The organism is Streptomyces sp. NBC_00873 (assembly GCF_045207415.1).
Lineage (GTDB): Bacteria > Actinomycetota > Actinomycetes > Streptomycetales > Streptomycetaceae > Streptomyces.
Genome location: NZ_CP108803.1, coordinates 8,990,443 through 9,004,389 on the forward strand (window position 1 = coordinate 8,990,443; position 13,947 = coordinate 9,004,389).

10 protein-coding genes and 1 pseudogene are annotated in these 13,947 nt (G+C 70.8%); 5 read left to right on the forward strand and 6 right to left on the reverse strand.

Features of this window, described 5'->3' with window-relative positions; all coding sequences use genetic code 11:
• Positions 1–706: 706 nt before the first annotated feature.
• From bla to OH809_RS41865, 3 genes are all read right to left on the reverse strand, one after another.
• A complete protein-coding gene (bla, locus tag OH809_RS41855) occupies positions 707–1,654 on the reverse strand; it encodes a class A beta-lactamase (RefSeq protein ID WP_406514821.1) in 948 nt (315 codons plus the stop codon).
• A 209-nt stretch (positions 1,655–1,863) separates the two neighbouring features.
• Positions 1,864–2,031: a hypothetical protein gene (locus OH809_RS41860; protein WP_406415682.1), complete on the reverse strand. Its 168-nt coding sequence runs from the start codon at positions 2,029–2,031 to the stop codon at positions 1,864–1,866.
• Positions 2,032–2,827: 796 nt separating this feature from the next.
• A complete protein-coding gene (locus OH809_RS41865) occupies positions 2,828–3,298 on the reverse strand; it encodes a transglycosylase SLT domain-containing protein (protein ID WP_406415680.1) in 471 nt (156 codons plus the stop codon).
• A 1,969-nt stretch (positions 3,299–5,267) separates the two neighbouring features.
• Here OH809_RS41865 and OH809_RS41870 point away from each other — a divergent pair.
• Complete coding sequence (locus tag OH809_RS41870; RefSeq protein WP_406415678.1) at positions 5,268–5,879, forward strand: hypothetical protein; 612 nt, start codon at positions 5,268–5,270, stop codon at positions 5,877–5,879.
• A gap of 514 nt (positions 5,880–6,393) precedes the next feature.
• On the opposite strand, the gene OH809_RS41875 is transcribed toward OH809_RS41870, so the two are convergent.
• Entirely contained in the window at positions 6,394–6,549 is a 156-nt protein-coding gene (locus OH809_RS41875; RefSeq protein ID WP_406415677.1) for a hypothetical protein, read from the reverse strand.
• A 349-nt stretch (positions 6,550–6,898) separates the two neighbouring features.
• Here OH809_RS41875 and OH809_RS41880 point away from each other — a divergent pair, with 349 nt between their 5' ends.
• From OH809_RS41880 to OH809_RS41895, 4 genes and pseudogenes are all read left to right on the forward strand, one after another.
• Positions 6,899–7,957: an NAD(+)/NADH kinase gene (locus tag OH809_RS41880; protein ID WP_406415675.1), complete on the forward strand. Its 1,059-nt coding sequence runs from the start codon at positions 6,899–6,901 to the stop codon at positions 7,955–7,957.
• 185 nt (positions 7,958–8,142) lie between these two features.
• Entirely contained in the window at positions 8,143–9,987 is a 1,845-nt protein-coding gene (locus OH809_RS41885; protein ID WP_406415673.1) for a glycoside hydrolase family 15 protein, read from the forward strand.
• Positions 9,988–10,414: 427 nt separating this feature from the next.
• Positions 10,415–11,176, forward strand: coding sequence for a MerR family transcriptional regulator (locus OH809_RS41890; protein ID WP_406415672.1), 762 nt, complete (start codon positions 10,415–10,417; stop codon positions 11,174–11,176).
• A gap of 141 nt (positions 11,177–11,317) precedes the next feature.
• A pseudogene (locus tag OH809_RS41895) lies at positions 11,318–11,711 on the forward strand (AfsR/SARP family transcriptional regulator); the annotation flags it as partial.
• 129 nt (positions 11,712–11,840) lie between these two features.
• Here the strand turns inward: OH809_RS41895 and OH809_RS41900 are convergent.
• Positions 11,841–12,860 carry an alcohol dehydrogenase gene (locus OH809_RS41900; protein WP_406415670.1) on the reverse strand — a complete coding sequence of 340 codons (1,020 nt, stop codon included), beginning with the start codon at positions 12,858–12,860 and terminating at the stop codon, positions 11,841–11,843.
• Positions 12,861–13,507: 647 nt separating this feature from the next.
• Complete coding sequence (locus tag OH809_RS41905) at positions 13,508–13,702, reverse strand: hypothetical protein (protein ID WP_406415669.1); 195 nt, start codon at positions 13,700–13,702, stop codon at positions 13,508–13,510.
• Positions 13,703–13,947 lie beyond the last annotated feature (245 nt).

Here is a 13,947-nt window from a genome sequence, read left to right on the forward strand (position 1 = left end):
TCACCATAGGCATCGGACCAGGCGCGCAGAGGCGTCGGCTTCGCCGCAGACGGGCCGATGCACAAGCGCCACCAACACGGCGGAGCCTGCGCCACCCCCTGCTGCCACCGGCCCGCCGGCCCCGCTCATCACCCTCGCGGCAGCCGGGCGCCTTCGTGGATCTGCGAACGCAGGCCATCAGCAAGGACAGGATGGTGGCGGCAGGAAGCAGGAACATCCTCAGCGGACAAACCCCGGCTGACGGTCCTGGACTGCCTGCGTCCTGGACCGCCTCGTCGGCGGTTGCCTTGGTGCCCACCCCCTCCGGCCCCGTTTCCCCCGGCCCAGAAGCCCTGCCGGTACGTGGGGGAGCGGGCGGCCGTCAGGCCGCGCCGGCAGCCCACCGCCAACACCGCCGAACGGGAGGCGACCAAGGCCCGTGCGCAGACCCATTCGTCCGGTGCCACCCGGCCGTACGGCAGTGCCGACCCCATTCGGCCCCGTCTGCCGCGCGGCCGCGCCGGAGCGGGCGGGATCGGGGGCAGCATGGAAGCGGAAGCCCGCCCGGGAGCCCTTCGCACGTCGACCGGGCGGGCCGCCGTTGTGCAGCCCGCCCCGTTACTGGCGGCCGTCGCACACGGCTGCAACGGTCTGCCGACACACGGTGGGCGCCGTCGTGCACGCCGGCGAAGAACGCATGCATGCCACCCCGGTGCCGCCTCGGTGGTCAGCTCAGGGCCGCAGCCAGAACGCCGGCCGTCTTGGCGACCAGAGGGTTGTCGGCGGGGGCGTCCCGGCCGGGCTTGGTGGTCATGACGGCCAGGACCACCGGCGGGCGGCCGGGGGGCCAGGCGACGCCGGCGTCGTTGTTGCCGCCGTAGCTGCCGCCGGCGGTCTTGTCGGCGACGGTCCAGCTGGCAAGAAGCCCGGTGCGGAAGCGTTCACCGCTGGTGGTGTTGGCGAGCAGCCAGCCGGTGAGCAGCCGGCTGTCGCGGGGGGCGAGCGCGTCGCCCAGGACGAGGCGGGCATAGGTCCGCCCGATCGCGCGAGGTGTCGTGGTGTCCGTCTCGCGCCATGGCTCCGCCGAGTTCAGCTCGGGCTCCCACCGGTCGAGGCGGGTGACCGGATCGCCGATGGAGCGGCACAGGCGGGTGATGGCGGTGGGGCCGCCCAGTTCCCGGAGCAGGAGGTTGGCCGCGGTGTTGTCGCTGTGCGTGATGGAGTACCTGCACAGGTCTGCGACCGTCATCCCGCGGGAGAGGTTCTCGGACCTGCCGGTGATCGGCGAGTGGCCGCAGGCCTCCACGTACTGCGCGGTGTAGCGGATACGGCGGGCCAGGAACTCGCCGCCGCGGTCCAGATCGCGAAGGACCGCAGCCGCGCCGATGGTCTTGAACAGGGAGCACATCGCGAAGCGCTCGTCCGCCCGGTACACCACCGTGCGGCCCGTGGCGGTGTCATGGGCGTACGCGCCGAGCCGGGCGGAGTGCTCCCGCTCCAGGGCGCGCAACTGCCCGGTGACCCGGGCCGCCGCGCCGGGCGCGGCTGAGGCGGCGTGCGCGGGGGGCGGCGGGGATACAGCGGCCGGGGCGGCCCCGGCCCCGGCGGCCAGGGCGGCCCCGGCGGCCAGGACCGTCCGGCGGGTCGCACGGGCTCCGATGGATCGCACAGTCATGTGCCTTCCTTCGTACGGCGGGACGTCTGCCATGACATCAGCTCCCGCCCGGCCGGCCGCAATGACCGCACCGACCGCTGCCCGGTGCCCCTGGCCGTCAACCGCTCGAAGCCGGGCGGCCCGGCATCGCCACCCGCTGCGGCCGGGGCGGCTCCGGAACGGCGGAGCCGGCCTCCGCGGTTGCCGGGGCTGGCTGGTGTGGTGGTGTGTCAGGCGGTCTCGGTGAGCGCCTTGCGACGGGGCGGCAGTGTGCGTGCGGTCACGGCGAAGGCCAGGGCGGTGAACGCGGCGGTGGTCAGGAAGGCTGTGCGGGCGCCGGGTACGAACGCGCCGGGACGGCGCCTGCGCAGTACACCGACACGATCCCACAGCGGCATGCCGCGACATGCCCCGGCCGGGCTCTGCCGGATGGCCGGCCTCGAGATCACCCGGATCGAACGTGTGCTGCGACAACGTCTCGCCCTGCCGCAAGAGCGTCCTGGGGCGGCAGGTCCGGGCCGGCCCGGGAGCAACCGGCAAACACCTTGCCCCTCACCGGCTACGGACCGACGGCCGAACGCTTCGACCGCTTCCTGCTCGACGAGTGGGCCCGGGCCGCGGCCCCGCACCAGCAGCACCGGACGAACAGCGGCCCTGGCGGACTTCCTCGACACCTGCAACCGCCACCGCCGGCACACCGCGCTCGCGCGCCGGCTGCCCATCACCCGCATCAACAACCGTGCCGGTCAGTCAATCCGGGCCGGCCCCGTCTGCGGGGCGCTGATCCGGCACGCCGCGGCGTCCGGCCCGCACACAACTGCGCAGCCTGGCCCTCGGGCTGCCCGTGGGGCACTCGAGCACCATCGGCTGCCTCCACCACAACAGCACTGAGCACCGGCCGGCGGGGGTGCGCCGGCACTTCGACGCAGCTCCTCCTGGAAACGGCGCGGGACCGGGCCGCCTTGACCGCGGCCACGATGCTTCGGCGCGCCGCAGAGTCAGGATGTGCCGCCGGTGGCTGCGGGAACGCTGCCACCAGCCGGCCGGTCACGAACACTGCCCCTGCAGTGGTCCGCCCGGTCGGCCTGCTGCGAGGGCTGACCGCCCAGGGCTGACCGATCAGCCTGGGGGCGGGTCCGCAAGGCCGGGCCCCGGGCATGTTCCGGCCGGGTCCGGCCACACCGGCACGTCCGGTCAGTAGGCCGAGTTGACGTGGTCGATGGAGCCGTAGCGGTGGGCGGCGTAGTTGGCGGCGGCGGTGATGTTGGCGACCGGGTCGTAGATGTTCTTGGAGGTGCCGCTCACGTGGTACGTGTTGAACGTGGGGTCGATGACCTGGAGCAGGCCCTTGGACGGGATGCCCTTGGTGGCGTTGGAGTCCCAGTTGTTGACGGCGTTGGGGTTGCCGCTCGACTCGCGCATCAGGTTTTTGCGGATGCCTTCGTAGGTGCCCGGGATGCCCTTCGCGTGCATGACCTTCAGCGACTCCTTGATCCAGGTGTCGACGTTGCCGCCGCCGGACTGGGCGGGGGTGGCGGCCGAGGCTGCCGGGGCGCCTGCGACGGTGCCGGCCACGACCGCGGCACCGGCTGCGAACATGCCCAGCGAGATCTTCTTGGTCCTGGCCATGCGGGCGAACTTCGTGGACATCGCGTTGAACTGCATTCGGTAATTCCTCATCTGTTGTCGGGCGATGCCAAGAATTATTAAGCGAAGGAGAAATGCGGGTCAATGGGCCCCTTTTACTATTCGAATTCGTACCGGCTGAACAAAATGGTTGAGGAATCGCCGTCAAGGCTGCGGAACGTGCCGTGACGGGTCTACTAACCGGCTTCATAGTGACGCCCGTCATATGGCCCACTCCACACGGCAAATGCCTCAAATTGGCACAAGAGTGGCGTAAGTCATGTGGCCTGCGGCACATTAAGGGCGCTCTATTCGCTCACCGTAATTCCGAATGAACACGCTGTACGGGCGGCAGTGCGGCGGGCTGTCGGCGTGAATCGGCAAGGAATTCTGACCGGTGGCCGGCGCGTGACCGCCTCCGGTGGCGGCACGCGACGGCGACACATGGCGGCGGCACGCGGCGCGGACCCCTGCCGTGCAGCATTCGCCTTCTTCGAGGACGGTCACGACTGCGCCGCACGGTCTTCCACCACGGAATCCTCCTGGTCCGCGGAGCCCGGGGCCTGTGGCGCACGGTGGTGGGGGGACGGTCCGGGACCTTGAAGAGCTCGCCACCGAGCGCCGCGACTGCACGGCCCCCGAGGTGGCGCCCCGATACCCGCCCATGGGGTGTCGGCGGCCGGTGCCGTGCTCGCGCCGGCCATTGCGCTCGCAGTGCTCAAACGGGGGTTGCGGTGCCTGGCGAACGGTCAGGGGTCATCCTGTCCTCGGCCGGCTTCGGTGCTCCATCGGCGCGCCACCGGCCTCGGCGGGTACCGCGCCTGCCGCTGCACCTTGCGAGCACTGCCCGTACGAGAGTCTGCCGCCGCTTGACTCCAGCCGGTCCGCGGGCGCCTTTCAGCGGCTCGGCGATGCCGGCGGCCCTGTCCCGGAACAGGTCACGAAGCTCAACGGTGTGGCGGGGGATCTGGCGGCCAGGGGCCTGACGCTGCCGCAGGACTTCGTCACGTTCCGGACCGGCGCGCATGTACGCGCGTATATACGCCTCGCCCGGCGCCGCGGCGGTTGTCGGCCGCAGTCCGTAAGAGATCGCGGCATTCCTGCGTCCTCGGCGCGCCGCAGGGCTTCTTGGTGGTGGCCCCGCCGGCGCGCGGTCCCTGGCCGGTGCGGGACCGGCACCGTCGACGGCGCCGCCGGTATCCCGCGCGCTCCCCGGCGGATCCCCGGCGGATCCCCGGCACTGCCGGCCGCGCTCTTTGGCGAGCCGGCGTCCGCGCAATCCCGCTTCGCGCCGAGCGGCTTTTCCCCGGCCGGGCGGGATGTCCGCCGGTCCAGCCTCGAAGCAGCGAAGGAGCAGGTCGTGTGACTGCCCGGCGCCCTTGGCCGTGGGCGGGCCGGCCGTGGGCCGTCCAGGGCCGCCCGCATCCGGGGTCGCACGCTCCCTGGGTGCGGGGGAGTCCCTCGAACTGGTCGTACTCCCGCGGCCGGGCTGCCGGATGTCTTCGGTCCGGGCCCCGCCGACGTCGGCCCCGGAGCCGGTCTGCGACCCGGCGTTCGCCATGCCCCCGGTAGTGGCCGGCCGCGAAGCGCCGCTGGGGATCGCCGTCTCTCCCGAGCCTGCACCTGCGGGCTGCCGGTCCGCGGAGGCATCGGCGGAGCAACAGGGGTGTGGTGGGTCGCTGTGGCGGCCGGGGCGGTGGGTGGGTGGCGATGACGGCTGTCGGGGGCGGTGGGGGGTGAGGTTCTGGGTGTGCTGGATCCGCGTCCGTGCTGCCGAGAGGGTGATCGGGCGTCATGAAGTCGCCCAGAAGGCCTAATCGTGTGCCAAATAAGCTTACTTTCATATGTATTGACGGTGCGTCATGTGTCGATCGATGTGCGGTGCGGGTCGTTCGTACACCCGGTCGGCCCCCTGCCGATACGTCCGATATGACAGCTAAAGGCGCCATAAGTACGTTCATTGCAGGCCGGTTGCCCGGCCGACCCTCAGAGACAAGGGAGAAGTGACATGAAGACGCGTACCGTCGCCGTGACCGCAGCCGCAGTGGGCGCCGCGGTCATCGCCACTACCGGCATCACCTATGCCTCGGCCGCCGGATCCACCCAGGCTGCCCCGTCCGTCCAGCAGGCCGCCCCTGCTGTTCAGCAGGCCGCCCCTGACGCGGCTCCGCTGGGTGGTGAGGGCGGGAACGGCGGTGGCGGCAAGGGGAACGAGGGAGGCGGCTACGGCGGTGGCGAGCGTGGCGGCAACGAGCGTGGCGGCCACGAGCGCCGTGGTCACCGGGAGGAGGGCCGGATCTTCATCAACGAGCGGTCGTACTCCGCCCGTGGGGAGGAGGGCTGCATCACGGTGGTGAGCGGTCTGGGTGCCAAGAGCTTCAACGTCCGTAACGACAGCCGCCGCACCGTTGAGTTCTTCCGTGGGGCGACCTGCGACAACGGTTCCCCGGTCGCGACGGTCGGTCCCTGGAGCACCAGCAACGGTGTCTTCACCCGCAAACACATCCGCGGCGGCGTGTTCGTCCGCAACGGCGTCGTGGGCAGCTTCCGGGTGGTCCGGGACCACTTCGACAGGTTCGACAGGGACGACAGGGGCGGCGGGGACGACAGGGAGTGGTAAGGGACCACTGCGACAAGTGGTGACAGAGCCGCTTGCGTCATAGGGAAGCCCCGGCCCGTCGGAATCGGGCCGGGGCTTCCGGCATACGGGGGAATTGCCCGGCAGACGCCCGGAACCCCCTGCACCCGCTACGCCGTGCCCGGCGTTCACCGAGGCGCCCCGCGTGTCGCCGTAGCCGGCACCCTGCGGACTACGGCGGATCGAACACTGTGCGGTCCCGGTTCCACCGGATCCACCTGCGCACCGGAGAGCGGCCAGGCCTGTGAAGGCCCGAGCGTCGCCCCAAGGGGGAAAGCCCTCGTGGCGCGATGAGCCCGGCGGACTCGTACACCTTGCAGGCTCGGGCTCTGTCCGCACGGCGACGGCGCGGGGAGCACCGGGATCGCACCGGCGGGACGGCCACGACCCGCGGCTTGAACACTGTTCCGCGGTGGCCCGCCGTGCGTACACCTCGATCTCGATGCTCATCGGGGGCCGGCGCCGCACATGAGCATCGTGGCGGCCGGCCCGGCCTTCAGCTTTCGTCGTCCTCCGCCCGGCGCTCGCCCTCAGCCTGGGACGGCTGGGTGCGTGTGGTGGCCGGATGCCGCTGCTCAGCCGGATTCATGTCCTCTTCCAGCCTCTCGCCCTCGGCCTGCGACGGAGTCGGGTACCCGTCGGTCGGGCGCATGGGTGCCTCCACCGTCGGAACACATGCATACAAAATGAGCGTAAACGCCACGATGTGCGGCCGCTGCTCATGCCGTTCGGTGCGGTCTGCGGATAGCGCGAGGACTTTCGACACCGGCAGGGCAGGAAGAGCTCTTCCCGGACCGCGTGGAAAAGACCGGGCGCCGGCTCCACGGCAACCCGAGGCCGGTGCTGCAGCAGCCGGCGCTGCGACGGAGGCCGGACCGGTCCGTGTTCACGTCTTGTCCTGACCGGCGCAGGAGAGGGACGTTACCGGCCGGTCCGGTGAGCCTGCGGGAAGATCCGTTGGGATCTGCGCGGCTTGCCGGGGCGTTCTACGGTGAGAAGTGATGCCTCTGAATCGGCTGGGTCTGGTTGTCCACCAAGGCCGCCCCGCCGCCGTCGCGGCGGCGCGGACCGCCCGCATGTGGTGTGCCGCGCGCGGCATTGCCTGCACCGACATCGACGTGTGGCGGGAGGGGGAATCGCGGCACGGCGGCCAGGAGGAGGCCGAAGCAGCAGGCCACCCCGGGCTGATCATCACGTTCGGCGGTGACGGCACGTTTCTGCGCGGGGCGCGGATCGCCGCCAAGGACGGGGCAGCGGTGCTGGGCGTGAACGTGGGCCGGCTCGGCTTCCTGACCGAGATCACCACCGACCAGGTGGAGGACGCTCTGGACGTTCTCCACCGCGATCAGGCGGTGATCGAGGAGCGGATGGTGCTCACGCTGCGCGCGTCGCGCCCGCTTCGGACGCCCGTCGGCCTGGACACGGTGCTGTGCTACGGGCGCGGTCCCGCCCTGCCCGCACCGGCCGTGCGCCCCACCGGGGTGCAGAGGGCCGGCTGGGGTGTCGCCCTGGACGTCACCGCCGTCAATGACGTGGTCCTGGAAAAACTCGCCCGGGACCGGCAGGCGAGCGTGGCCGTGTACCTGGCCGGGCAGCTGCTCGCCTCCTACTCGGCCGACGCGGTGATCGTGGCGACCCCCACCGGCTCGACCGCCTACAACTTCGCCGCGGGAGGGCCGGTTCTGGACCCCGCCGCCGACGCCATCGTCTTCACCCCGGTCGCTCCGCACATGGCCTTCGACCGCACCGTGATAGCCGCGGTCGACGAGGCGGTCGTGGTACACGTGCTGCCGCACTCCGGCCAGGTGGCCGTGAGCATCGACGGGCAGACGCGCGGAGTACTGGAACCGGGGGACTGGGTGGCCGCCTACCGCGCACCGTACCGGCTGCGCCTGGCCCGTCTGGCACCGCTGGCGTTCTACCACCGGCTGCGCGAGCGCTTCCAGCTGGCCGACGCCCCGGCGGCCGCCGTCGACCAGACCCCGCTCTTCCACCGGCCCGACACCCCGCCACCCGACGATCTGGCCCACCTGCGCCGGCCCACGCCGCCCGCCGCATGAACGCACGGCCGGTGATTGTGCCGGCTCTGCGAGGCCGGCGAACCCGCCGCCACATCCGCGGCGCGGCACCCGGCGGTGGCGGCTGAAGCAGCAGAGCCAGGTACAAATGCGTGGGCGATTTAAACTGCTGTCAGGGTTGTTTTCGGCTTCACGGCGGTGGCGCCGCGGTGGCAGGGAGGCCTGGCATGGCGTTCGAGAGTGCCGGATGCAGTGGATACGGGCAAGGGGCGGGTTCCCCGCGCTACCTGCCGATCGCCGACCACGGCCTGATCGGCGACCTTCGTACCGTCGCGCTTGTGGGCACCGACGGCACGATCGACTGGTACTGCTGCCCGCGATTCGACGCACCCAGCGTGTTCGGCTCCATCCTGGACGCGGACCGGGGCGGATCGTTTCAGCTGGCCGCCGACGTGCCCGCGCGGACCCGCCAGTTCTACTTTCCCGACACCAATGTGCTGATCACACGGTTCTTCGCCACGGACGGGGTGGGCGAGATCCAGGACTTCATGCCCATCGGCGACGAATCGGGCGAGGTCCACCGGCACCGGCTGATCAGACGCCTGCTCTGCGTCCGGGGCTCGCTTCCGTTCACCGCGCGGGTGGCTCCCCGCTTCGGATACGGGACCGAGCCGCACAGCGCACGCCTTGAGGGCGACAGGGCGTACTTCGAATCCAAGAACCTGTCCCTGGCACTGACGGCCACCGTGCCGCTCGAATGCGACGGCACGGACGCCTGGTCACACTTCAAGCTGCTGGAAGGCGAGTCCGCGGTCTTCGCCCTCGACCGGATCGGGGCAGAGGTCGCTGTGCGCGGGTGTGCCCGGCGCGAGGCGGAGGACGAGTTCCAGGCCACAGTCCGCTTCTGGCGGCACTGGCTGGGCGCCTCGCGCTACCACGGACGGTGGCGGGAGATGGTGCACCGCTCCGCGCTGACCCTGAAGCTGCTCGTCTACGCGCCGACCGGCGCGATCGTGGCTGCGCCGACGACGAGCCTGCCCGAGGAGATCGGATGCGGGCGGAACTGGGACTACCGGTACACGTGGGTCAGGGACGCCGCGTTCTGCATCTACGCCATGCTCAGGCTGGGCTTCACATCGGAGGCCGAAGCGTTCATGGGCTTTCTGTCCTCCTGCATCATGTGCGAGGACGAGGCCACCGGACCACTGCAGATCATGTACGGCATCGACGGACGCCGCGAGCTGCCCGAGCACGAAATAACCCATTTCGAGGGGTACTTGGGGTCGTCCCCGGTGCGGGTGGGAAACGCCGCCGCAACCCAGCTCCAGCTGGACATCTACGGAGCGCTCATCGACTCCATCTACCTGTACGACAAGTGGGGGCAGCCCATCAGCAGCCACCGCTGGGACGAGGTCGGCGCCGTGGTGGACTGGGTCTGCGACCACTGGGACCAGCCGGACGAAGGCGTCTGGGAGATCCGCGGGGGACGACGGGACTTCTTGTACTCGCGCCTGATGTGCTGGGTGGCGATCGAGCGGGCCATGCGCATGGCGACCCGGCGCGGCCTGCCTGCCGATCTGGTCCGGTGGGGGAAGAGCCGTGACGCGATCTACCGGCAGATCATGAGACGCGGCTGGTCGGCCGAGGCCGGCGCCTTCGTCCAGCAACTGGACGGCGACGTCCTGGACGCCTCCGTGCTGATGATGCCCCTGGTCAAGTTCATCTCCCCGGTCGACCCGAAATGGCTCGCGACGCTGGACGCCCTGGGCACGAAACTGGTCGCCGACTCGCTCGTCTACCGCTACGACACGGGAGCCAGCCCGGACGGCCTGCCGGGCACGGAGGGCACTTTTTCGATCTGCTCATTCTGGTACATCGAAGCCCTCACCCGGGCCGGCCGCCTGGAGGAGGCCCGCCTGGCCTTCGAGAAAATGCTCACCTACTCCAACCATCTCGGCCTGTACGCAGAGGAAATCGGACCGACCGGAGAACAACTCGGCAACTTCCCGCAGGCCTTCACCCACCTCTCCCTCATCAGCGCCGCATTCAACCTCGACCGCGCCCTCGGCTGAACCCGCCGGATCCGAGGGACGCCCGAACACGCCGCCCGGCACCGCCCGGCCTGCGGCCGCCGTCTGCGGGCCTGCGCCCACGGCCGTCGCCGTTGCGCCAGGAGGTGCGCTGCACCACCGAGGGCGCCGTGCTCACGATCGGTCACCGGCCCGAGGAAAGCGGCGCACTGTGCGGTGGATGCCCCCGGTGGCGACGCTTCCCGACGCGCCACCCCAGCCGCCGCATACCGCTGCCACGGGCGGTTGACGCGGATCGGACCGCACAGGGGGCCGACGGCGCAGGCCGGCCGGGCGGTGCACGCGCACGAAGGGCCCGGTGGGGCGCAGATTCTGGGTGCCGGGCTTGAAACTGCCGCTGCGGCAGCTTCTACCGTCCTTCACAGGCCCGGAGAGACCGGCCCGGTGAAGCACTCGTGAGGGGGCAGCGATGACCTGGCCGATCGCGGAGGTCGCCCGGATGTCGGGCGTGACGGCCCGGACACTGCGGCACTACGACCAGATCGGCCTGCTGCCACCCGCCCGGATCGGCACCAACGGCCACCGCTACTACGAGGCGCACCAGCTGTTGCGGCTGCAACAGATCCTCGTACTGCGGGCGCTGGGACTGGGACTGTCCGAGATCGGCCGGATCCTGGCCGCGCAGGTCGACGAACTGGACGCCCTGCGCGGCCACCACCGCCGGCTGCTCGCCGAGCGGGACCGGCTTGACGCCCTGGCCGGCACCGTCTCCCGCACGATCACCGAACTGGAGCAGTCCAGAAAGGACGGCAGACCCATGACCAGCATCAACCGACCGGAGAACCTGTTCGAAGGCGTCCAGCCCGCCCAGTACACAGAGAGCCTGCGTGATTTCCCGGAGCTGGCCGAGAGGATCGAGCAGCACACCTCGACGATGAGCCAGGCCGAGATCGACGCGGGACACCGCGAGCGCACAGCGCAGATGATCCGGCTGGCCGAGCTCCTGGCCGCCGGAACGCCCGCCGACGCCGGCCCGGTGCAGGCCGAGATCGATGCCCAGTACCGGGCACTGGCCGAGCTCCGAACGGTCCGCGCCGCGGAGTATCGCGCGATCGGGCGGGCCTGCGTGGACAACGAGCAGTGGCGCGCGGCGTACGAGGCGATCGCGCCGGGCCTGGCCCAGTACCAGCGGGACGCCATCGAGGTATACGCCACCACCCGGCTGAGCTGAGCCGGCACCGGCCACCGGGGCGCTCCTGATGTGCTGCCAAGCGTGGCGTTCCGGCCCTGACAGGGACAGCCGGGCAGCGTACACACCTCCTGATCCACAGGCCCATGCTCACACGCGCCTCCCGCTCGTTCATCTGCGCAGATGACCACCGACCTGACCTTGCTGCCGCAAGTGGCCTACCGCCGCCAGGAGATCACCGCCCCCCGGCTGCGCGGGCTGCTCGCGCTGCTTGCCGAGGATCTGCACACGGGCTGCAGCACCGGGCGGCTGGTGCAAGGGCTGTGGCCCGAGGAGTTGCCGGACCGGCAAAGCGGTGCAGGTGCTGGTCTCGCGGCTCTGCTCACAACTCGGCTCCGACGATATCGCCACGACCCCGGCCGGCTATCGCCCCGCCCTGGACGAGGAGCAGGTCGACAGCTCCGCGCTGCCGCTGCGCGCGGCCGCCGGCGCGGAGCGGGCCCGGGCCGCAGACCACGGCGGGGCGCTGGCCGAGGCCGAGGCAGGGCTCGCGCTGTGGGACGGGGCCGTGGCCGCAGCGGAGAACCCGTGCCGTCCGTCATCCCGGCCAGGGGAGAAGGGGATGCGATGCAGCGCGCAGTGCCCGTGCCGGGGCGCGCAGGGAAGGCTCGCCGACCCGCTCCACGCACCCGGTTGCAGCTGGTGGTCAGTTGCCGGTGGTGAGCACCATGCGGAAACGGGCTGCGCCGCTGAGCATCCGCTGGAAGGCGTCGTCGGCTTCCTCCAGCGGCACCGTCTCCACCATCGGCTTCACCCCGGTCTGCGCGCTGAACGTCAGCGTGTCCTGGACGTCCTGGGCGGTGCCGGACGGGTGGCCGTGGACGGAGCGGCTTCCCCCGATCAGCTGCAGCGGGCTGATCTGCAGCGGCTCGGGGGTAACGCCGAGGACGATCAGCTGCCCACGGTGACGCAGGCCGTCGACGGTGGCAGACATCGCGTCGGAGTTGGCCGCCGTGGCGAGCACGACGCGGGCGCCCCCCAGCGCTTGGAGGGCTTCGGCGACGTTGACGGCGCTGCTGTCGATGTAGTGCCGGGCGCCGAGCTCCCGGGCCAGTGGCTCCTTGCCCCGGCCGCGGGCGATGGCGACGGTGTCGAAGCCGAACTGGTTGGCGTACTGGACTGCGAGGTGTCCCAGGCCGCCGACGCCGAGGATCGCCACGAGGTCACCAGGCCGGGCAGAGCTGTGCCGCAAAGCGTTGAACGTGGTGACGCCGGCGCAGCCGAGCGGCGCGGCCAGGACGGCCGGCAATCCGTCAGGAATGCGCGAGAGCGCGTTATCGGGGGCCACCATGGCGTCGGCGAAGCCGCCGGGATAGGCCCAGCCGGGAACCTGAAGGTTCTGGCAGTCGATGAAGTCGCCTTCACGGCAGGGCAGGCAGTGGCCGCAGTTGCCACCGAACCAGCCGACCTCGACGCGGTCGCCGACCTGCCATCCGGTCACGCCTTCGCCGAGGGCGTCGATCCGCCCGGCGACCTCGTGGCCGGTGACCAGCGGGAACTGCACGCCGGGAAAGCCGGCGTTGACGAAGCCCGCATCGGTGTGACAGATGCCCGCCGCCTCGACGGTGATCCGGACGTGGCCGGGGCCGGGCTGCGGCAGTTCCCGCTCGACGATTTCGAACTTCCCGCCCGCGGCGCTGACCTGGGCGACACGCATCGTGTTCATGGACCTCTCCGTTGTAGGACAAGGGGAAGGGGGAGGCACGAGACCGGTCTCATGCCGGTCGAAACCAAGGCTCGTACGGCTGTTCCAGAGAACGGAATTCCCGAAGGACATAACCGGTCAAGAGATTACTGTTCAGGGTATTCCCGATCTCCCGAAGGACCCGGCAAGCCGGGCGCACGAAGAACTCCCGGAAAAGAATGCCCGTGCCGTTCCAGGTCCTGACCGGCCGATCATGCGCGGAGCCCCGGTGAGCGCGGGCGTCCTGCTGTGTGAGGGGCACCGCCCTCCAACCGACCGGCAAGGAGTTCACAACTGCTGGGCAAGCACAACGTTTTGGCGAACGTGGACACGATGGGGTGAACGGTGTGACGAGCTGCGGGTACGCCCGGCGGGGTGTGCGTAGCGTTCTCGGTGCGATCTGGGACGCCGGGTGTGGCGTCAGCAGTCGGGGCCCCCGTGTCACCAGCGAGATGGTTCGGGGCCTCCCCGTCGCCTCCGGCCACACCCACATGGCCAGGTCGTAGGGATTCCGCCCGCCCGGGACGGACCGCATACGGGATATGCGTCGCCGACCGGGACGCGAAAGCGGAGTACCAGTGCGCCCAAGACCGTTCGGGGCGTGCCGGTGAGACGGGACTCACTCCTGCTCACTGCCCAGGAACGGTGACGAAGAACCCGTCACCGTCCAGCATCCGCCACAACGGAGCCGGGAACCCGGTGAACGCCCGCTGGTTCTGCACGCTCGGGATCACCGCGCGCCCGCACCGCTGCGTACCGCTCGGCCCGTTCGTCGCCGTGCGGGTCTGCGCGAGGATGCCGAAGTTCGACGAACCGTCGCCCACGGGGGAGGCCAGGCGTCGTCGACGCCAACGGCCACCCCGCGCTGCTGACCACCATCGACGGCGGCGAGCAACTGGTGGCGCTCGATGTGCGAGACGGCCGGATCCACGGCATCTTCGCCGTCCTCAACCCGGACAAGCTCACCCACGTACTGATCTGACCTGTCCAGCCCGCAGCTGTCGAGGAAGGCCGCACTCTGCGGGCGGGTGTTCGGCCGCACGATATGTGTCTGAATTGCGTGGCATCG

Coding starts and splice junctions, on each gene's coding strand:
- bla (WP_406514821.1), bottom strand. CDS start 1,654: ATGACTGTGCGATCCATCGGAGCCCGTGCGACCCGCCGGACGGTCCTG.
- OH809_RS41860 (WP_406415682.1), bottom strand. CDS start 2,031: ATGCCGCTGTGGGATCGTGTCGGTGTACTGCGCAGGCGCCGTCCCGGC.
- OH809_RS41865 (WP_406415680.1), bottom strand. CDS start 3,298: ATGCAGTTCAACGCGATGTCCACGAAGTTCGCCCGCATGGCCAGGACC.
- OH809_RS41870 (WP_406415678.1), top strand. CDS start 5,268: ATGAAGACGCGTACCGTCGCCGTGACCGCAGCCGCAGTGGGCGCCGCG.
- OH809_RS41875 (WP_406415677.1), bottom strand. CDS start 6,549: ATGCGCCCGACCGACGGGTACCCGACTCCGTCGCAGGCCGAGGGCGAG.
- OH809_RS41880 (WP_406415675.1), top strand. CDS start 6,899: ATGCCTCTGAATCGGCTGGGTCTGGTTGTCCACCAAGGCCGCCCCGCC.
- OH809_RS41885 (WP_406415673.1), top strand. CDS start 8,143: ATGGCGTTCGAGAGTGCCGGATGCAGTGGATACGGGCAAGGGGCGGGT.
- OH809_RS41890 (WP_406415672.1), top strand. CDS start 10,415: ATGACCTGGCCGATCGCGGAGGTCGCCCGGATGTCGGGCGTGACGGCC.
- OH809_RS41900 (WP_406415670.1), bottom strand. CDS start 12,860: ATGAACACGATGCGTGTCGCCCAGGTCAGCGCCGCGGGCGGGAAGTTC.